The sequence below is a fragment of the Streptomyces sp. NPDC057307 genome (assembly GCF_042667665.1).
In the GTDB taxonomy this organism is placed as follows: Bacteria; Actinomycetota; Actinomycetes; order Streptomycetales; family Streptomycetaceae; genus Streptomyces.
The window spans coordinates 1-18,540 of record NZ_JBHUZM010000008.1; the positions used below are offsets into that span (position 1 = coordinate 1).

General features: G+C 70.5%; 17 protein-coding genes. 6 read left to right on the plus strand and 11 right to left on the minus strand.

All coding sequences use genetic code 11. The annotated features are described in order from the left end of the window. Positions 1-41 precede the first annotated feature (41 nt). The gene (locus ACFUN8_RS05015) at positions 42-1,520 is read right to left on the minus strand and encodes a Gfo/Idh/MocA family protein (RefSeq protein ID WP_383631544.1); all 1,479 of its coding nucleotides are present in this window, start codon (positions 1,518-1,520) and stop codon (positions 42-44) included. A 181-nt stretch (positions 1,521-1,701) separates the two neighbouring features. After that, the gene (locus ACFUN8_RS05020) at positions 1,702-2,172 is read right to left on the minus strand and encodes a MarR family winged helix-turn-helix transcriptional regulator (protein WP_383631547.1); all 471 of its coding nucleotides are present in this window, start codon (positions 2,170-2,172) and stop codon (positions 1,702-1,704) included. A 102-nt stretch (positions 2,173-2,274) separates the two neighbouring features. Between ACFUN8_RS05020 and ACFUN8_RS05025 the strand changes: the two genes are divergently transcribed. Together ACFUN8_RS05025 and mltG are read left to right on the plus strand one after the other, a co-directional pair. Further along, positions 2,275-4,116: a NovA family novobiocin export ABC transporter gene (locus ACFUN8_RS05025; RefSeq protein WP_383631550.1), complete on the plus strand. Its 1,842-nt coding sequence runs from the start codon at positions 2,275-2,277 to the stop codon at positions 4,114-4,116. 377 nt (positions 4,117-4,493) lie between these two features. Next, positions 4,494-5,348 (plus strand): endolytic transglycosylase MltG, encoded by an 855-nt coding sequence (gene mltG / locus ACFUN8_RS05030; protein WP_383631553.1) that lies wholly within the window; start codon positions 4,494-4,496, stop codon positions 5,346-5,348. Between the two features lie 68 nt (positions 5,349-5,416). On the opposite strand, the gene ACFUN8_RS05035 is transcribed toward mltG, so the two are convergent. Further along, the gene (locus tag ACFUN8_RS05035; protein ID WP_383631872.1) at positions 5,417-6,475 is read right to left on the minus strand and encodes an NAD(P)-binding domain-containing protein; all 1,059 of its coding nucleotides are present in this window, start codon (positions 6,473-6,475) and stop codon (positions 5,417-5,419) included. Between the two features lie 109 nt (positions 6,476-6,584). Here ACFUN8_RS05035 and ACFUN8_RS05040 point away from each other — a divergent pair, with 109 nt between their 5' ends. The 4 genes from ACFUN8_RS05040 to ACFUN8_RS05055 all read left to right on the plus strand — a co-directional run bounded on the left by ACFUN8_RS05040 (position 6,585) and on the right by ACFUN8_RS05055 (position 9,979). Beyond that, the gene (locus tag ACFUN8_RS05040) at positions 6,585-7,007 is read left to right on the plus strand and encodes a YjbQ family protein (RefSeq protein ID WP_383631556.1); all 423 of its coding nucleotides are present in this window, start codon (positions 6,585-6,587) and stop codon (positions 7,005-7,007) included. Positions 7,008-7,029: 22 nt separating this feature from the next. Then, positions 7,030-7,986 carry a GlxA family transcriptional regulator gene (locus ACFUN8_RS05045; RefSeq protein ID WP_383631559.1) on the plus strand — a complete coding sequence of 319 codons (957 nt, stop codon included), beginning with the start codon at positions 7,030-7,032 and terminating at the stop codon, positions 7,984-7,986. 109 nt (positions 7,987-8,095) lie between these two features. Further along, entirely contained in the window at positions 8,096-9,094 is a 999-nt protein-coding gene (gene gap / locus ACFUN8_RS05050) for a type I glyceraldehyde-3-phosphate dehydrogenase (RefSeq protein WP_383631562.1), read from the plus strand. Positions 9,095-9,238: 144 nt separating this feature from the next. After that, the gene (locus ACFUN8_RS05055) at positions 9,239-9,979 is read left to right on the plus strand and encodes a formylglycine-generating enzyme family protein (RefSeq protein ID WP_383631565.1); all 741 of its coding nucleotides are present in this window, start codon (positions 9,239-9,241) and stop codon (positions 9,977-9,979) included. Between the two features lie 37 nt (positions 9,980-10,016). Here the strand turns inward: ACFUN8_RS05055 and ACFUN8_RS05060 are convergent, their stop codons facing one another. From ACFUN8_RS05060 to ACFUN8_RS05095, 8 genes are all read right to left on the minus strand, one after another. Beyond that, complete coding sequence (locus ACFUN8_RS05060) at positions 10,017-10,811, minus strand: ABC transporter ATP-binding protein (protein ID WP_383631568.1); 795 nt, start codon at positions 10,809-10,811, stop codon at positions 10,017-10,019. Continuing rightward, positions 10,808-11,620 carry an ABC transporter ATP-binding protein gene (locus tag ACFUN8_RS05065; protein ID WP_383631571.1) on the minus strand — a complete coding sequence of 271 codons (813 nt, stop codon included), beginning with the start codon at positions 11,618-11,620 and terminating at the stop codon, positions 10,808-10,810. Before ACFUN8_RS05065 ends, ACFUN8_RS05060 begins: the two co-directional genes overlap by 4 nt. Beyond that, complete coding sequence (locus ACFUN8_RS05070; RefSeq protein ID WP_383631574.1) at positions 11,617-12,474, minus strand: ABC transporter permease; 858 nt, start codon at positions 12,472-12,474, stop codon at positions 11,617-11,619. Before ACFUN8_RS05070 ends, ACFUN8_RS05065 begins: the two co-directional genes overlap by 4 nt. Further along, positions 12,471-13,436 (minus strand): ABC transporter permease, encoded by a 966-nt coding sequence (locus ACFUN8_RS05075; protein WP_383631577.1) that lies wholly within the window; start codon positions 13,434-13,436, stop codon positions 12,471-12,473. Before ACFUN8_RS05075 ends, ACFUN8_RS05070 begins: the two co-directional genes overlap by 4 nt. A gap of 58 nt (positions 13,437-13,494) precedes the next feature. Continuing rightward, the gene (locus ACFUN8_RS05080; RefSeq protein ID WP_383631580.1) at positions 13,495-15,015 is read right to left on the minus strand and encodes an ABC transporter substrate-binding protein; all 1,521 of its coding nucleotides are present in this window, start codon (positions 15,013-15,015) and stop codon (positions 13,495-13,497) included. Further along, on the minus strand, positions 15,012-15,779 hold the full coding sequence (locus tag ACFUN8_RS05085; RefSeq protein WP_383631583.1) for a DUF1684 domain-containing protein: 768 nt from the start codon (positions 15,777-15,779) through the stop codon (positions 15,012-15,014). Before ACFUN8_RS05085 ends, ACFUN8_RS05080 begins: the two co-directional genes overlap by 4 nt. Before the next feature lie 201 nt (positions 15,780-15,980). Continuing rightward, positions 15,981-16,085: a putative leader peptide gene (locus ACFUN8_RS05090; RefSeq protein ID WP_383631586.1), complete on the minus strand. Its 105-nt coding sequence runs from the start codon at positions 16,083-16,085 to the stop codon at positions 15,981-15,983. A gap of 74 nt (positions 16,086-16,159) precedes the next feature. Continuing rightward, the gene (locus ACFUN8_RS05095) at positions 16,160-18,418 is read right to left on the minus strand and encodes an Ig-like domain-containing protein (RefSeq protein ID WP_383631589.1); all 2,259 of its coding nucleotides are present in this window, start codon (positions 18,416-18,418) and stop codon (positions 16,160-16,162) included. Positions 18,419-18,540: the final 122 nt, after the last annotated feature.

Sequence of the window (18,540 nt, forward strand, 5' to 3'; positions counted from 1 at the left end):
GGCCGGCCCAGCCGCGCCGGCCGGGCCCACGACTTCCCGGGCTATGCCTCGGTCGGCTTCGCGGAATCCGTACCGGGCCGGGACTTCTTCCACTCGCCGCGGGTGAAGTCCGGAATCTGCTGCGGCTTGCCGTTGGCCTTGATGGACGCGTCGCTCAGCGGTACGGGGGCGGTCCAGGTCGCGGCGTCGTACACGTCGAAGTCGGGGACGAGGCCCAGCCGGACGCACTGCATGAGGCGGAAGACCATGATGTAGTCCATCCCGCCGTGGCCGCCCGGCGGATTCGCGTGCTCCTTCCACAGCCAGTGGTCCCAGTCGGCGTACGCGGCGAAGTCGCCCCACTCGTCGTTGGTGTGGTCCGGCTCGATGTAGATGCGCTCCGGATAGTCCTCGAAAACGCCCCTCGTGCCGCCGAGACTGTTGATCCGGCTGTACGGGTGCGGCGTCGAGACGTCGTGCTCCAACCGGACGACCCGGCCCTTGGCCGTCTGGACCAGACTGATCGTCCGGTCGCTGTTGACGTAACTCTCCTTCCAACTGGCGTCGCCCGGCGGCATGTTCTCCTCGCGGTACTGGGCGAGGCCGAGCGCGGGCGTACCGATGCTGGTGATGCTGACGGCGCGGTCGCCGCGGTTGATGTCCAGGTAGTTGGCGACGGGGCCGAAGCCGTGGTTCGGATACAGGTCGCCCCGGAGCCGGGTGTGCCACAGCCGGCGCCAGGGGCCTTCGTAGTAGTCCGGGTCGAACATCAGACCGCGCAGATCGTGGTTGTACGCGCCGGCGCCGTGCAGCAGATCGCCGAACAGGCCCGCGTGCGCCATCCGTAGGACGCGCATCTCGTTCTTGCCGTACGCGCAGTTCTCCAGCTGCATGCAGTGGCGCCGGGTGCGCTCGGAGAGGTCGACCAGCTTCCACAGCTCGTCGAGCCGCATCGCGATCGGACACTCCACGCCGACGTGTTTGCCGGCCAGCATCGCGGTCCTGGCCATCTCGAAGTGGAAGTCCCACGGAGTGGCCACGTAGACGAAGTCGACGTCGCCGCGCGCGCAGAGCTGTTCGTAGTCGTGCTCGTCCTTCGTGTAGACGGCGGGGGCCGGCTGCCCGGCCTTGACGACCTTGGCCGCGGCACTCCGCGCCTTGTCCCGCACCGTGTCGCACAGGGCGACGACCTGGACGCCGGGCACCGCGAGGAACAGATCGATCATGCTGCCGCCGCGGTTGCCGAGGCCGATGATGCCGACGCGGACCGTGGAGCGTCTTTCGAAGGGCACGCCGGCCATGGTGCGGCCCTGGCGCTCGGGGACGGCGGACTCGGTGCTGTCGGAGGCGGCCTGCGCGGTGGTCCGCGTGGTGTGGGTCTGCGCGGTGGTGGCGGCGGCTGTGCCGGTGCCCAGGGCGCCGAGCCCGAGCCCGGCGCCGGCGACGCCCGCCGTCGTCCGGAGAGCGGAACGGCGGCTCACCGAGCCGCCGTTGTCCTCGTCCTGATCCCTGCCGGGGTTCTGCGGTGCTGCGTCGTTCATGAAGCCTCCGTAGGAGCTGACGTGCGCGGCGGATGTGAACCTCGGGAAGGACCTTGGTAGTTGGGACCGGTGATGCGCAAGGGACCTCGTTTGGACTCTTCGATCGGACCCTTGGACTCTTCGGAACGCGCCTCGGGGCGGTGGCCGGAAACCGCTCGGCGGCGACCCTCGGCCGCCCCCTTCAGCAGCGGCGGTCCGGCACGCCGTCGACCGGCCCGCCCACCAGCGCCGACAGCAGCACACCGAGCACATCGCGCTGGTCCGCCGTCAGCGGGGCGAGAATGTCCTCGGCGGCGGACCTGCGCGCGTCGCGCAGCGCCCGCAGCACGCCCCGCCCGGTCTCGGTCAGCTCGATCCGGATCACCCGGCGATTGGTCGGGTCGGGGGCGCGGCGGACGCAGCCGCTCGACTCCAGGCCGTCGACCAGGCTCGTCACGGCGCGGGGCACCACTTCGAGGCGCTCGGCGAGATCCGCCATCCGCGGCGGACTGTCGTAGAAGGCGACCGTGCGCAGCAGACGCGACTGCGCGGGAGTGATCCCGATCGGCTCCAGATAGCGCTTCTGGACGCGGTGGAGCCGGCGGGTCAACCTCAGGAGCTGCTCGGCCAGCAGGCCGTCGGAGTCCGGCGTGCCGGCGTCGGGGGTGCTCATGGCGGAATAATAACAGGACTAAGTACATTGTGAAGCTAGGTAACAGTGAGCTATGATCCTTCAAGCTTTTTCCGTACTCCCTGAATCCCCTCGAAGGAGCCCATGAAGTCCGAACTGTCGACCTGGAAGCCCTCCGCCCAGCCCCCGGATCCGTCGCTGCCCGAGCCGCCGGCCCAGCTGCGCCGTATCTTCCGGCTCTTCCGCCCCTACCGGGGCAGGCTCGCGATCGTCGGCCTGCTCGTCGGTGCCTCGTCCCTGGTGGCCGTGGCCTCGCCCTTCATGCTGCGCGAGATCCTCGACACCGCGATCCCGCAGGGCCGCACCGGGCTGCTCAGCCTGCTCGCCCTCGGCATGATCCTCACCGCCGTCCTCAGCGGCGTCTTCGGCGTCGTCCAGACCCTCATCTCCACGACGGTCGGCCAGCGCGTCATGCACGACCTGCGCACGGCCGTCTACGCGCAGCTGCAGCGCATGCCGCTCGCGTTCTTCACCCGCACCCGCACCGGCGAGGTCCAGTCCCGGATCGCCAACGACATAGGCGGCATGCAGGCGACGGTCACCTCCACCGCCACGTCGCTCGTCTCCAACCTCACCGCCGTCATCGCCACCGTCGTCGCGATGATCGCGCTGGACTGGCGGCTGACCGTCGTCTCGCTTCTCCTGCTGCCGGTGTTCGTGTGGATCAGCCGCCGCGTCGGCCGTGAGCGCAAACGGATCACTCTGCAACGGCAGAAGCAGATGGCCACGATGGCCGCCACGGTCACGGAGTCCCTGTCGGTGAGCGGCATCCTCCTCGGCCGCACGATGGGGCGCGCCGACTCGCTCACCAAGTCGTTCTCCGAGGAGTCCGAGCGACTCGTCGACCTGGAGGTCCGGTCGAACATGGCGGGGCGGTGGCGGATGTCCGTCATCGGCATCGTCATGGCCGCGATGCCCGCCGTCATCTACTGGGCGGCCGGCTTCGTCCTCCAGGGCGGTGGCACGGTCGTCTCCATCGGTACGCTCGTCGCCTTCGTCTCCCTCCAGCAGGGCCTCTTCCGCCCGGCCGTGAGCCTGCTCGCCACCGGCGTGCAGATGCAGACGTCCCTCGCGCTCTTCCAGCGCATCTTCGAATATCTCGACCTGCCCGTCGACATCACCGAACCCGAGAGTCCGGTCGCGCTCGACAAGGTCCGGGGCGAAGTGCGCTTCGACGGCGTCGACTTCAGCTACGACACGAAGGACGGCAACACCCTTCACGGCGTGGACGTGACCGTCCCGGCCGGTGGCAGTCTCGCCGTCGTCGGTCCCACCGGATCGGGCAAGTCGACCCTCAGCTATCTGGTGCCGCGTCTGTACGACGTGACCGGTGGCCGGGTCCTGCTCGACGGGGTCGACGTACGCGACCTGTCCTTCGACACCCTCGCCCGCGCGGTGGGCGTCGTGTCCCAGGAGACGTATCTCTTCCACGCCTCCGTCGCCGACAACCTCCGGTTCGCGAAGCCCGACGCCACGGACGAGGAGATCGAGACGGCGGCCAGGGCGGCGCAGATCCACGACCACATCGCCGCCCTGCCGGACGGGTACGACACGCTGGTCGGCGAACGCGGATACCGGTTCTCCGGCGGCGAGAAACAGCGCCTCGCGATCGCCCGGACCATCCTGCGCGACCCGCCGGTCCTCGTGCTCGACGAGGCGACCAGCGCACTCGACACCCGGACCGAACACGCGGTCCAGCAGGCCATCGACGCCCTCTCCGAGGGGCGTACGACCATCACCATCGCGCACCGGCTCTCCACCGTGCGGGACGCCGACCAGATCGTCGTCCTCGACGCGGGCCGAATAGCCGAGCGCGGCACGCACGACGAGCTGATCGACCGCGACGGCAGGTACGCGGCACTCATCCGCAGGGACGGCGCACCGGCGCCGCTGCCCGTGCGGGACGAGCGCGTGGGCGCCGCCTGACGCACGGCGGTGCCTGACACGCGGCAGCGCCGCCGCTCCCTGGGACGGGAAGCGACGGCGCCGGTTGTGGGGGTGCGTCAGACGAGCCAGCCGACGAAGTGGACAAGGCCGGCGAGCAGGTTCGTGATCACGTTCATGGTGGTGCGTTCTCCTTGTGAAGATGCCTGACTGGGACAGCGCGGTCGCGGTCTGCAGCCCGTCGCCTGCGCACCGTAAGCATCTGCTGTCGCAGGGGAGTTGGGCCCGGAATCCGGTAGCGATCACACGTTCCAGCGAACACCCGCTCCCACGTTCGTGTGTTCGTGTCGCCGGTGCCGCTCGCCTTCGCCCTGTGCGGGGTGCCGGAATCCGTGCTTTGTCCGGGTTAGCGTGCCCGCATGACGAACGAGCCCCCGCGCCTCACCTCCGGACGCAGGCCCCGACTGACCCGCCGTGGCCGACTGGTCCTGATCGTGACGGCGGTGGCGGTCGTCGTCGCGGCGGCGGTGCTCGTGCCGCTGCTGCGTACCGGGGAATCACCCGACGCCGAGAAGAAGAAGACGGTGTCGCTGCTCGTCCCCGAGGGGCGACGGGCCACCCAGGTGTACGCCTCCGTCGACCAGGTCCTCGGCGTCCCGCCCGGCACCACCGCCAAGGCGGCGACCGGAACCCGCCTCGAACTCCCCTCCGCCGCCCGGCGCAACCCGGAGGGATATCTCTTCCCGGCCACCTATCCGGTCGAGGCCGACGCGACTCCGTCCGGTCTGCTCGGCTACATGGTCGACACCGCCCGGCAGCGCTTCGGAGCCGACCGCATCACCGAGGGCGCCCGGCGCAACGGCGTGAGTGTCTATCAGACCGTGACGATCGCCAGCATCGTGCAGGCCGAGGCCGACACGGCCGCCGACATGGGCCGCGTGGCACGCGTCGTGCACAACCGACTGGCCCGCGACATGCCGCTCCAGATGGACTCGACCCTCAACTACGCCCTGAACCGCAGCACGCTGGACACCACGCACTCCGACACGAAGACCGCGAGCCCCTACAACACCTACGAGCTCAAGGGCCTGCCGCCCACACCGATCGGCAATCCGGGGGAGGAGGCGATGAACGCCGCGATCAATCCGACGCGGGGCGACTGGCTGTACTTCGTGACGGTGGCGCCGGGGGACACCCGCTTCACCGCCGACTACGACGAACACCGGGGAAACGTCGAGGAGTTCAACGCGCACAGAAGCGCCGCGACGGACTGAGCACGCGGCACGGACGAAGCCTCGGACGCGGCACAAAGCGCGCGGCACAGAGCCCGAGGCGCGCGGCCTCAGACGAGGACCGGCTCCCGCTCCAGCAGCGCTCGGATCTCGCGTACGGCGGCGCGCCCCGCCCGGTTGGCGCCGATCGTGGAGGCCGAAGGCCCGTACCCGACAAGATGGACGCGCTCGTCCCGTACGGCACGCGTGTCCTCGACCCGGATCCCGCCACCCGGCTCGCGCAGCCGCAGCGGCGCCAGATGGTCGATCGCCGGGCGGAAGCCGGTGGCCCAGAGGATCACATCGGCGTCGACGCGCCGCCCGTCGTCCCAGACCAGACCGGACGGGGTGATCCGGTCGAACATCGGCAGCCGGTCGAGCACACCCCGCTCACGCGCCCGGGTGATCGCCTCGTTCACCGGCAGGCCGGTCACCGACACCACGCTCCGGGGCGGCAGCCCGGCCCGTACCCGCTCGTCCACCAGCGCGACGGCGGCCCGCCCCTGCTCCTCGCCGAACGGCCCCTCCCGGAAGACGGGCGGCCTGCGCGTGACCCATGTCGTCCCGGCGGCCACATCCGCGATCTCCATCAGATGCTGCGTACCCGAGGCCCCGCCACCGACGACGACCACCCGCAGCCCGGCGAACGCGCCCGGCCCGGGATAGCCGGCCGTATGCAACTGGCGGCCCCGAAAAGTCTCCTGACCCGGATAGCGCGGCCAGAACGGCCGGTCCCAGGTGCCCGTGGCATTGATCAGCGCCCGCGCCGACCAGACACCCTCCGAGGTCTCGACCCGCAGCAGCCCACCGTCGCCCTCCCGCACGGCCGCCACATCCACGGGCCGGTGCACGCGCAGGTCGAACCGCTCCTCGTACGCGGTGAAGTACTCCCCGATCACCTCCGACGACGGCCGCGATCCGTCGGCGCCGGTCAGGTGCATGCCGGGCAGCGCGTACATCCCGTGGATCTTCTCGTACGTGAGTGAGGGCCACCGGAACTGCCAGGCGCCACCCGGCCGCGGGGAATGGTCGAGCGTGACGAAGTCCCGGTCGGGCACCAGCCCGGAGCGCCGCAGATGGTAGGCGCTCGACAGCCCGGCCTGCCCCGCGCCGATGACCACGACGTCCATGTCCCTTACCGCCCCGAAGTCGTTCACGTTTCTACCAACAGTCGGGGGCGCCCGGATCATCCCGCACGCGCACGACGCGCACGCGCCCGGGGGACGGCAGGATGGACCCATGCCCGACGCCTTCACCACCAGGATCGTGAACATTGCCACCGGCACCGACGAGACCGTGACGGACCTGACGCACGTGTGCGAACAGTTCCTCCGCGAGAGCGCGGCCGGCCGGGACGGCCTCCTCAACGTCTTCGTCCCGCACGCCACGGCCGGCGTGGCCGTCATCGAGACGGGCGCGGGCAGTGACGACGACCTGCTCGCCGCGCTGCACACCCTCCTCCCGGCGGACAACCGCTGGCAGCACCGCCACGGCTCGCCCGGCCACGGCCGCGACCATGTCCTCCCGGCCCTGGTCCCACCCCACGCGACCCTCCCGGTGATCGCCGGCCGTCTGGAGCTGGGCACCTGGCAGTCGGTCTGCCTGGTCGACACGAACACCGACAACCCCGACCGGAAGGTACGGCTCAGCTTCCTCGGCTGACCCGGCCCGTACGCTGTGCCCCATGCCGGCCCCCCGCCCCCATCGCGTCGCCGTCCTTGTCCTGGAAGGCGCGAAGCCGCTCGATGTCGGCATTCCCGCGCAGGTGTTCTCGACCCGCGAGAGCATGCCGTACGAGGTGCGGGTGTGCGGCGCCGCGCCCGGTCTGGTGGCCGGTGGGGACGGGCTGTCGTACCACGTCGCCCACGGGCTCGACGCGCTCGCGTGGGCCGACCTCGTCTTCATCCCCGGCTACCGGTTCCCGGACCGCGAGGACCCGCGGCAGGTGATCATCGACGCGCTGATCACCGCCCATGAGCGGGGCGCGCGGCTCGCCGCCATCTCCACGGGAGCCTTCGCGCTCGCCGCCACCGGCCTGCTCGACGGCAGGCGCGCCACGACGCACTGGCACTACACGCGGGCGCTCGCGGCGAAGCATCCGCTCGTCCGCGTCGACGAGAACGTGCTGTTCGTGGACGAGGGCAGCGTGCTGACATCGGCCGGGGCCGCCTCCGGCATCGACCTGTGCCTGCATGTACTGCGCGCCGACCTCGGGGTGGCCGCCTCCAACCACGCGGCCCGGCGCCTGGTCGCGGCCCCGTACCGCAGCGGCGGCCAGGCGCAGTACGTGCCGCGCCGGGTGCCCGAGCCGCTCGGCGAGCGGTTCGCCGCGACCCGCGAATGGGCGTTGCGCCGGCTCGGCGAGCCCCTCACGCTCACGGCGCTCGCCCGGCACGCGGCCGTGTCGCCGCGCACGTTCTCCCGGCGCTTCGTCGAGGACACCGGGTACACGCCGATGCAGTGGGTCATGCGCGCCCGCGTCGACGTGGCCCGGGAGTTGCTGGAGCGCTCGGAGCTGAGCATCGAGCAGATCGCCACCGACGTCGGACTCGGCACGGGGACGAACCTGCGGCTGCACTTCCAGGCGACTCTCGGCACCACACCGAGCGCCTACCGGCGAACCTTCGCCCAGGGCGAGTAACCTGCGGCAGCCACCGGTTGGCGTGATCCTTTCGAACCATGGCGTTCACGCCGCCGTCGCCGGCGGACACCACGCGCGAGCCTGGTGGGGACCCGAAAGGACATCACTCATGACTCGCATCGCCATCAACGGATTCGGCCGCATCGGACGCAACGCGCTGCGCGTCCTGCTCGAACGCGACAGCGACCTGGAGGTCGTCGCCGTCAACGACCTCACCGAGCCCGCCGCCCTCGCGCGACTGCTCGCCTTCGACACGACCGCCGGTCGGCTCGGCCGCCCGGTCACCGCCGACAAGGACGCCCTCGTCGTGGACGGGCGCCGTATCGCCGTGCTCGCCGAGCGCGAACCGGCGCGGCTGCCCTGGGCCGAACTCGGCGTCGACATCGTGCTGGAGGCGACCGGCCGCTTCACCTCCGCCGAGGCCGCCCACGCCCACCTCACCGCGGGCGCCAAGAAGGTGCTCGTCAGCGCGCCGTCGGCCGGCGCCGACGCCACGGTCGCGTACGGGGTCAACACCGAGGCGTACGACCCGGCCACGCACACGATCGTCTCGAACGCCTCGTGCACGACCAACGCCCTCGCGCCACTGGCCAAGGTGCTCGACGACCTCGCCGGCATCGAGCACGGTTTCATGACCACGGTGCACGCCTACACCCAGGAGCAGAACCTCCAGGACGCACCCCACCGCGACGCCCGCCGCGCCCGCGCCGCCGCCGTCAACATCGTGCCGACCACCACCGGCGCCGCCAAGGCGATCGGCCTCGTCCTGCCGAACCTCGACGGCAAGCTGTCGGGCGACTCGATCCGCGTACCGGTGCCGGTGGGCTCCATCGTCGAACTCAACACGACCGTCGCCCGCGACGTGTCACGCGACGACGTACTCGCGGCGTACCGCGCCGCGGCCGAAGGGCCGCTCGCCGGGATCCTCGAATACTCGGAGGACGCCCTCGTGTCGTCCGACATCACCGGCAACCCCGCCTCGGCGATCTTCGACTCGGCCCTCACCCGCGTCGACGGCCGCCACATCAAGGTGGTCGCCTGGTACGACAACGAGTGGGGCTTCTCGAACCGGCTGATCGACACGCTCGAACTCCTCGCCGCCCACTGACCGGCCGACGGGGGAAGCAGTCCGAGGGCCTGGTTCCAAGGTCGCCGTCGCGGTAGGCCGATCGCCCGATGCCCGCCCCGTCCATCGGGGCGAGTATGAGCGTCATTCGACCGGACCGAGGCGGGGGCGTTGCAGGTGGAGCACATGGAGCAGGCGGAACAGGTGGACTGGGTCGAGATACCGGCCGGGACACTGCGGCGCGGGACACCTCCCGAAGAGGTGGACGGGGTGGCGCGCCGCTACGCCGACACCGGGGTGCCGGTCGAGTGGTATCTGAAGGAGGCGCCACGCGCAGAGATCCACGTCCCGGCGTTCCGGATCGCCCGCACCCAGGTCACCGTCGGCCGGTGGGCGCCCTTCGCCGCGGCCACCGGCGGGCCGGTCCCCGACGCACCGGCCGACCACCCGGTCACCGGCGTCACCTGGGAGGCGGCCACGGCCTACTGCCGGTGGCTGGGGCACCGGCTCGGCGGCCTCGACGTACGGCTTCCCACGGAGGACGAGTGGGAGCGCGCCGCCCGTGGCGACGACGGCAGGGAGTTCCCGTGGGGGGACGAGTACCGCACCGGTCTGGCCAACATGGTGGACCTCGGCGTCGGTACGACGATGCCGGTCGGCTCGTTCCCCGAAGGGGCCGGCCCCTTCGGGACGCTCGACATGGCGGGCAACGCCGACGAGTGGACCTCCACCCGCTACGCCCCCTACCCGGGCGCCCCGGCGGAGGTGCCGAGCATCGAGGACTGGGCCTTCGACCCGCACATCACCCGGGGCGGCGCGTTCCGCCACGACCGGGATCTGGCCCGGTGCGCCCGTCGACACGGCGCCTACGAGCGGGACTTGGCGGCGATCGGCGTGGGATTCCGGCTGGCGGCACCGGCCGGGTGACCCCAACTCCCTTAGCGGGCAGGCCCGTTCGGGGCGCTCAGCCTTCGGCGCCGTGCTTGTCGAGCAGCGGCGCCGTCGGCAGCCGCGGCACACTCGCGATCAGGCGTGCGGTGTACGGGTGGGACGGCGCGCCCAGGACCGCCCGGGTGTCGCCCTGTTCCACGACCCGGCCGTTCTCCAGCACCGCCGTGTGCTCGCAGAGCGCCGCCACCACCGACAGGTCGTGGGAGACCATGGCGATGGTCAGGCCCCTCGACTCCTTCAGCTCGCCGAGCAGATCGACGATCCGTACGCGCGTGGTGACGTCGAGGGCGCTGACCGGTTCGTCCGCCAGCAGCACGCGCGGGTCGCAGACCGTCGCCCGCGCGAGGGCGATGCGCTGCCGCTGACCGCCGGAGAACTCGTGCGGATAGCGGCCCCCGGCGTCCGCCGGCAGCCCCACGCCCTCCAGCGCCGCCGCGACCCGGTCCTCCGTGTCGGGCCCCGCGAGCCCCAGCGAGCGCAGCGGCTCGGAGACGATCCGGCGCACCCGCTGCCGGGGGTCCAGCGAGGAGTACGGATCCTGGAAGACGCTCTGCACGCTGCGCCGGAACCCGCGCAGCTGCGCCCGGTTCCGTACGTCGAGCGGCTGTCCGTCGAAGAGCACCTCGCCGCTGGTCGGCCGGGTGAGGCCGAGAAGCAGCCGCAGGAGGGTCGTCTTGCCCGCCCCGGACTCGCCCACGAGGGCGACACTGCGGCCGGCGGCGATCTCCAGCGTGACGCCGTGCAATACGGGGGCGGCGCCCCGGTACGCGAAACCCGCGTCCCGTACGGCGAGGACCGGTGAACTCATCGCGTGATCCGTTCCAGTGCGTTCTCGAAGGTACGGGCGCTCTCGACCAGGCTCCGGGTGTACGGCTGCCGGGGCGTGTGCAGGATGTCGGCGGTGCGCCCCGACTCCACCGCCCCGCCGTCCTTGAGGACGACCAGCTCGTCGGTGATCCCGGAGACGACGGCCAGGTCATGGCTCACGAACAGCAGCGCCATGTCCTGTTCCGCGATCAACTCGCCTAGCAGTCCCAGCACTTCGGCCTGGACGGTCACATCGAGCGCGGTCGTCGGCTCGTCCGCGATCAGCAGGGCCGGTTCGGGGGCCAGCGCCATGGCGAGGGCCACCCGCTGGCGCTGGCCGCCGGAGATCTCGTGCGGGAAGGCACGGGCGATCCGGTCCGGGTCCGGCAGTTGGACCCGGTCGAGGGCGGCGGCGACGGCGCGCCGCAGCTCCGCGCCGCGCAAGCCCCGCCGGCGCCGCAGCGGTTCGGCGATCTGCCGGCCGACGCGCATCAGCGGATCGAGCGCGGTCAGGGGTTCCTGGAACACCACACCCACGCCCCGGCCGCGCAGCGGACGCATCCGGGACTCGGCCGCGCCCACCACCTCGGTCCGGTCGAGCCCCGGCGCGTCCAGCACCACACTCCCCGAAGCCGTCAGCCCCGGCGGCAGCAGGCCCATGACGGCGAGGGCGGTCAGCGACTTCCCGGAGCCCGACTCACCGATCAGCCCGAGTCGGCCGCCCTGTTCGACACGGAAGGAGAGATCCGAGACAAGGGCGCGGCCACTGTCGGTGACGATGGTGAGGCCGGTGACGTCCAGCAGGCTCATGAGCTCCTCCGGCGGGTCGGGTCCAGAGTGTCGCGCAGTCCGTCCGCGATCAGATTGACCCCGACGACGAGGGCGACCAGCAGCACCCCCGGCGCGATGGCTCCCCACGGGGCGGTCGACACCGTCGCCTGGGCCTCCTGAAGCATGCGGCCCCACGAGGCGTTCGGCGGCGGGGCGCCCAGCCCGAGGAACGACAGGCTCGCCTCCGCGAGCACCGCGAGACCGAACTGGAGCGCCAGATTGACGACCAGGGTGGGCCAGATGTTCGGCAGCACATGGCCGGTGATCACCCGTGGCCAGGACGTGCCGGACGTCCGCGCGGCGGTGATGTAGTCCTCCGCGAGCACCCGTTTGACCAGGACGCGGGTCAGCCGCGCCACGACGGCCGTCATGGCCAGACCGATCGCGACGATCGCCGAGCCGAGCGACGCCGACTGGGCGGCCACCACCAGCATGGCCAGCAGCAGGGTGGGAAAGGCGATCAGCACATCGAGGAACGCCGAGAAGGTGTCGTCCACCCAGCGGGTGGCGAAGCCGGCCGCCAGCCCGGTGGCCACCCCGAGCACCCCGCCGATCGCCACCGCCCCGGCGCCCGACTCCAGGGCGATGCGCGCGCCGATCATCACCTGGGAGAGCAGATCGCGCCCCAGCTTGTCCGTGCCGAGCAGATGCGACGGACCGGGCGAAGCCAGCCGGTCTCCCGAGGTGTCGTCCAAGGGGTACGGCAGCCAGAAGAACGAGACCAGGGCGAGCGCCGCGATCAGCCCGGCCGGCACACAGCCGGCGATCAGGATGGTGGAGCGGCGGCGGGTGGACGTGCGGCCGGTCTTGGCCGTGAGGACGGCGCCGGTCATGGCTTGCCCCCGCTCAGTGTGGAACGTAGCCGCGGATCGATGAGGCGCTGCGCGAGATCGGCCAGGAACCCGATGATCAGCACCGCGAGCGTGGTCACGAACAACACCCCCTGGATCGTCGGGTAGTCGTGCTGGGCCACGGCCTGCGACAGCATGCTGCCCAGCCCCGGCAGGGCGAAGACGGTCTCGACGACCACCGCGCCCAGCAGGGTGGAGGCGAGTTCGATGCCGAGTACGGCGACGACGGGGACCGCCCCGTTGCGCAGCCCGTGCCGCCGTACCGCCTCGCCGAACGAGGCACCGAGAGCCCGTGCCGTACGGAGGTAGTCGCTCCCCAGGACGTCCAGACTCGCGGACCGTACGTACCGGATGAGGGACGCCGACATCACCACGGCGACGGTGATGACCGGCAGGGCCAGCGACCGCAGCGCCTCCACGGGATCGGCCCAGCCGTCCTGCGGGAAACCGCCCGCCGGCAGCACCCCCAGATGGAGCGAGAACACGGTGATCAGGATCATGCCCACCCAGAACACCGGGACGGCGATGCCGAGTTGGGAGACCCCGTTCAGGATCAGCCCGTACCAGGTGTTCGCCCGGTGGGCGGCCAGGAATCCGACCGGGAGCGCGATGACGAGCGCCAGCCCGAACGCGAGCAGCGTGAGCGGGCCCGTCACCTCGATCCGGGTGGCGATCTCCGGTCCGACCGGCAGGGTGCTGACGAAGGAGTCGCCGAGGTCGAAGGTGGCCAGGCTGTGCAGCCAGGTCACGAACTGCTCGGGCAGCGGCCGGTCGGAACCGATCTCCCGGCGGGCCGCCGCCAGTTGCTCCGGGCTCGCGCCGACCGACGTCAGCGCGTTGGCGGGGTCGCCCGGAAGCAGCCGCAGCAGCAGGAACAGCACCACGCTGGCCAGCAGGAGGGAGGCTGCCAGGAAGGCCAGCCGCCGAATTACGTACAGGGTCATGGGTACGTCAGTTCCGTTCCGCGTCGTTCCGTCCCGCCCGGCCGCTCACGTCGGGTCGTCAGCTCTTCTTGATGTCGTAGGCGTAGAACTGGGAGTTCAGGCCGTTGAGCGGATAGCCGGAGAGCTTCGAGGAGGCGACGACGATCTGCGGGTAGAGGTACAGCCAGTCGCTGGCCGCGTCCTGCGCGATCCGCTGGTTGACCTTCTTCAGCAGCGCCGTCTGCCGCGCCGTCGTGTCCGACTGCTCGGCCTGCTCGACCCACCGGGTGACCTGCTTGTTGTCGTAGCCCCAGTAGAAGTCGGGGTTGCCGTACCAGACGATGTCCCGGTCGTTCACGTGCTCCTGGAGCGTCGCGCTGAAATCGTGGTTCTGGTAGACCTTCGTGTACCACTCGTCCGGCGTGATGACGTTGATCTTGACGTTGATCCCGACCTTCGCGAGCTGCGACTTGATGAACGTCGCGGCGGTCGGGTGCGGGTCGTAGTTCGGGGTGTCGATCGTGAGGTCGAAGCCCTTGGGGTAACCGGCCTCGGCCAGTTGCTTCTTGGCGAGCGCGGGGTCGTACGGATTGACGCCCGTCAGGTCCTCGTACCAGGGGTCGGTCGGCGGGACCATCGAGCCGATGAGCTTGCCGTAGCCGCCCCAGACCGACTCCAGCAGCTTCTTGTTGTCGATCGCCGAGCTGACGGCCTTGCGGACCTTCACGTCGTTGAACGGCTTGACCCGGTCGTTGAAGGCGAGCAGCAGCTTGGTGGTCGAGTTGCCGCTGTTGACCTTGTACGCGGGGTTGTTCTTGAACTGGTCCAGCGCGTCCGGGCTCTGCTCGCTCGTCACCACGTCCACGGCGTTGGTGAGCAGCGCGTTGTTGAGGGCGGTCGCGTCCTTGTAGTAGTGGAAGACGACCTTCTTGTTCTTCGCGGCCTCGCCCCAGTAGCCGGCGTACCGGTCGAGGCTCAGGGCGGAACCGCGGTTCCAGCGGTCCAGCTTGTACGGTCCGGTGCCGTCCTCGGACGTCTTGAGGTTCTTGGCCTCGGCGTCGATGATCCACACGTAGCTGAGGTTGTAGACGAACGAGATGGACTTCGTCTTCAGCGTCACCTCGACGGTGCGCGGGTCCGGGGTGGCGATGCTCTTGACGGCTTCGAGGCTGCTCTTGCGCGCCGACTGCGACGCCTCCCCCGTCACCTTCTCGATGCTGTACTTCACATCGGCGGAGTCGAGCGCCCGGCCCGAGTGGAACTTCACTCCGTCCCGGAGCTTGATCGTGTAGGTGAGGCCGTCCGGCGAGACGGTGTAGCTCTCGGCGAGCAGCTTCTCGACCTTCCCCTGGTCGGTGAGCTTGAAGAGACCCTCGTAGACATTGCCGTTGAGGGCCTCGGTCACGCCCTGGCCGCCGCCACCCGTGTTGTCCAGGTTCTGCGGTTCGTACAGCGAGCCGATGCCGACCGTGGCGTCCGCGTCGAAGGAGCCCGACGACCCGCTCTTCTGGTTCGACGTGCCGCCGCCGCAGGCCGTGAGGGCGACGGAAAGCGCGACCACCAGGACGCCGCCGGCGAGGGGAGTGGCTGTTCTTTTCACTTCGATACTCCTGAGGGGTGGCCGTCGACCGAGTGGCCGTCGACGAAGACGGGCAGCTTCTCGCCCGCGAGGACGGGCAGGTGGAGCCGGTTCTGCGGCGGGGGCAGCGGGCAGTTGTACTGGGCTGAGAAGCCGCACGGCGGGACGAAGGCGCGGTTGAAGTCGAGAGTGACGGCCGTACTGCCCGGGTCGCGCTCCACGAAGAGGAAGCGGCCGGAGCCGTACGTATCGACACCGTTCGTCGGGTCGCCGAAGACGAGGAGCAGCGTCCCGTCGTCGTCGAACGCCGCGAGGGTGTAGTCGACACCGTCGAGCGTGAGGGTGATGTCGCCGGGCACGATCAGCCCCCGGCTGCCGCCGTTGTCACGGATGTACTCGAACGGGATCCGGCGGTCGCCGGCGACGGGGGTGAAGGTCGCCCGGAGCACCCACTCCGGGTCGTGGTCGAACGTCTCGATGCCCGAGAAGCGCCGGACGGCCGGGGACTCGGCGTCCCAGAACCGGAGGCCGAACTCCGGCTCACCGGTGAGGATGTCGGCCCGCTCCAGCGACGTGACGCGCACGCCCGGGGGAGCGGTCCGCTGCTCGGCCTCGACGTCCGGGGCCGAGGCCGTACCGGAAGGCAGCCATCTGGTCTCGACCAGTGCCAGGTTTCCGGTGGGCGCCGTCACGGAGGCGGTCCGCCGCGCGCGCCAGGCTTCCCAGGCGGCCACTGCGGTGTCGGTGCTCCGCGCCGAGGCGGCGCCGGGCGACGGGAGGGACATGCTGACTCGATTCGGCAAGGTGAGATGTGTGCTTCGACACACGCGTCTCGCATGGTGGTACGGGGGAGAGAAAAGCCCCTTGCCCGTGGCCCGGCTACGGGCGGACAAGGGTGGCCGGCACGTCCACGGTGGAGGAAATGGTTCCGGCTGCACAAGACGGCCCTCGGGGCCGGATACGGCGGAGGGGCCCGCAGAAACCGCTCAGACGGCGGAGGGGCTACAGAGCGCGCTCGCGACGCGGAGCAGATCCACGTGCGCGCGGACGACGAGGTGCAGAGAGCGGAACACGGCGCAAGATTCGCACACGCTTTCCCAGGGGTCAAACAAACTAAATCGGACGGTTCATCAGATCTCGGATGCGCCCGTCGGCCGGCCAGGTCCTACGCGCAGCCGGGCGAGGAGGGCGCCGCGCCGACCCTGATCGTGACCGGCACACCCGACACGGGCCCGAGCCGGCTGCTCGTCGTCGGTGTGACGGTGGTGCTGCCCGGTGTCCTCGCCGTGACCCGGCCGTTCCGGTCGACGGCGGCGACCGCCGGATCGCTGCTGGTCCAGCGTGTCGCGCCCAGCAGCGGCAGGATGTTGTCGGCGCCCTTGGCCACCTCGTCGCCGGTGACCTGGGCCTCGTCGGTGGCGGTCAGGTCGGCGCGCAGATTCAGACCGTTGTCGAAGCGGTTGTCCTGGATCAGGGCGTCGGACGAACCCCGGTAGGCGAACAGCGCGGTGGTGTACGGCGAGGCTTTCGCGACGGCCCGCACCTCGGTGGTGGCGCCCGGGGCGGGGCAGGGGTTCGCCGTCTCGGCGGCGAACGCGGTGTGGCGGTCCAGACGGGAGACCTGGTTGCGTTCGAACGAGATGCCGCTGACGCTCTTCGCGTCGAGCAGCCGTACGTCTGCGGTCCGGAAGTCGTTGTCCTGGACCCGGATGCCGTGGTGCACGGGCCGCGCCGGGTCGACGACCTGGTTCGTGGGCTCCACGAGAATCACCGGGGAGGCCGGCCGCAGGAAGGTGTTGCGGCTGATCAGGACATCCTTGACCGGCCCCGACTCGTACCACTGGTAGGCGTCGGAGGAGATGAAGACACTGGCCATCGTCATGCCGTCGAAGACGTTGTCCTCGATGACCACGGGCTTGCGTGTGGTGACGAGGATGCCGCGGGTGGGGATGTGGCGGAAGGTGTTGCCGGTGACGGTCACGGCCGGCGTGTAGGTGGTGTTCTCCACCACGAAGTTCCCCGCGGTGACGGAGTCGGGGATCGCCCGGTCGAAGGCGACCGTCATGGTGGTCAGCGGCTTGTCGTGGTCCCGGCCGGAGGGGCCGTCGACGGACACGACCCTGGCGGCCGGGCCGGGCACCGGCGCCATGGTCTCCTTGTCCACGATCTCCACCTCGTCACCGGGGTAGAACTGCGGGAAGCCGGCCGTCTCGGGGTGCTTGTACGCGAGGGTGAGCACCTTCCGGTCGGCGGGCCTGCCGGTGACCTCCAGATAGGTGCCGTGGATGTTGATCGCGTCGTCGTGCGCGCCGTCGAAGACGTTGTCGGTGACCTTCACCTCGCCCTTGACGCCGGACATCTGGATGAAGTCGGCGAACGCCGCCGTACTGCGCCCGGAGGCGGGATCGGTGCGGAACGTGTTGCCCTCGACGGTGATGTTCTCGCTGAACTGGCCGACGAGGCCGAAGCCGTGCAGATAGCGGGCTTCGAGTCCGCGGACCGTGACGTCCCGCGATTCCCAGAACAGTACGGAGGGGGTGTCCCGGGTGGTCTCGCGCATCTGGTAGACGAGGCCGCGGTCGGTGGGGGCGGTCGCGGTGGTGTACTCGACGCGCAGCCTGTTGCCGCCGAGGTCCTTCATCGACGCCACGTCGGAGAACAGGGGGTTGTCGCCGCGCCAACTGCGTCGCGCCGCCGGGTCGTGGAGCTGGGTGTACTTCATGCCGTTGACGCCGGACCAGTACGGCTCCCCGGTGGCCGGGCTCGTCTCGCCGAGCCAGGTCACCTCGTTGTGCGCGACCGAGAAGCCGTTGCCCCGGGGGACGGTGAGCACGCGGTACGCCCGGCCGTCGGACACCCCGGACTCGCTGACGGTGGCGTCCACGACCTTCGGGGCGCTCACGTCGTAACTGAAGTTCTTGACGACGACGTCGCGCGAGCGGATCACCGCGAAGGTGGTCATCAGCCCGTGGAACTGCAGATGCGAGCCACCGCCGTCGATGGTGACGTCGCGCATGTCCTCGACCAGGATGCCGATCCGCTTGTCCCGGTAAGTCTGGTCGGCGCCAACGGTGTTGGAGACGTACAGCTCGCGGCTCTCGGCCCGCTCGGGGTAGAGCTGATAGGTGCCGCGCGGGAACAGGACACGGACCGGGCCCTTGGCCTTCTTGGCCTGCCTCATCGCCTTCGCCACCGCGTTGGCGCTGTCCCGTTTGCCCGTCCGGTCGGCGCCGAAAGCCGTGACATCGACGACCGTCTCGGCGCGGGACGTCTTGGCGGCGGATGTCTCGGCGGCGGATGTCTCGGCGGTCTCGGCCGCGAACACCGCCGGTGCCGGTGCCGTCAGTGACAGGACCACGGTCAGGGTCACGGCCAGGGTCGGCAGGAGTTTCCGCAACGGCGGGCGGGCGCTGGGCAGCTGCACGAGAGACTCCGTGGGGGGAGAGATCATGGACCAACACAGTCGAACGGAAGCGAACGAATTCCAACAGTGGCGCCGCCTCATGGAAACGTCGGACCTATGTCCCTGTCAATACGTCGGTCGTG

Bases quoted from the DNA above. Each gene is read 5' to 3' on its own strand.
- ACFUN8_RS05085 (WP_383631583.1), bottom strand. From the start codon at position 15,779: ATGTCCCTCCCGTCGCCCGGCGCCGCCTCGGCGCGGAGCACCGACACC.
- ACFUN8_RS05075 (WP_383631577.1), bottom strand. From the start codon at position 13,436: ATGACCCTGTACGTAATTCGGCGGCTGGCCTTCCTGGCAGCCTCCCTC.
- ACFUN8_RS05040 (WP_383631556.1), top strand. From the start codon at position 6,585: ATGCCCGACGCCTTCACCACCAGGATCGTGAACATTGCCACCGGCACC.
- ACFUN8_RS05060 (WP_383631568.1), bottom strand. From the start codon at position 10,811: ATGAGTTCACCGGTCCTCGCCGTACGGGACGCGGGTTTCGCGTACCGG.
- ACFUN8_RS05070 (WP_383631574.1), bottom strand. From the start codon at position 12,474: ATGACCGGCGCCGTCCTCACGGCCAAGACCGGCCGCACGTCCACCCGC.
- ACFUN8_RS05025 (WP_383631550.1), top strand. From the start codon at position 2,275: ATGAAGTCCGAACTGTCGACCTGGAAGCCCTCCGCCCAGCCCCCGGAT.
- mltG (WP_383631553.1), top strand. From the start codon at position 4,494: ATGACGAACGAGCCCCCGCGCCTCACCTCCGGACGCAGGCCCCGACTG.
- ACFUN8_RS05045 (WP_383631559.1), top strand. From the start codon at position 7,030: ATGCCGGCCCCCCGCCCCCATCGCGTCGCCGTCCTTGTCCTGGAAGGC.
- ACFUN8_RS05015 (WP_383631544.1), bottom strand. From the start codon at position 1,520: ATGAACGACGCAGCACCGCAGAACCCCGGCAGGGATCAGGACGAGGAC.
- ACFUN8_RS05020 (WP_383631547.1), bottom strand. From the start codon at position 2,172: ATGAGCACCCCCGACGCCGGCACGCCGGACTCCGACGGCCTGCTGGCC.
- ACFUN8_RS05065 (WP_383631571.1), bottom strand. From the start codon at position 11,620: ATGAGCCTGCTGGACGTCACCGGCCTCACCATCGTCACCGACAGTGGC.
- ACFUN8_RS05035 (WP_383631872.1), bottom strand. From the start codon at position 6,475: ATGGACGTCGTGGTCATCGGCGCGGGGCAGGCCGGGCTGTCGAGCGCC.
- ACFUN8_RS05055 (WP_383631565.1), top strand. From the start codon at position 9,239: ATGGAGCAGGCGGAACAGGTGGACTGGGTCGAGATACCGGCCGGGACA.
- gap (WP_383631562.1), top strand. From the start codon at position 8,096: ATGACTCGCATCGCCATCAACGGATTCGGCCGCATCGGACGCAACGCG.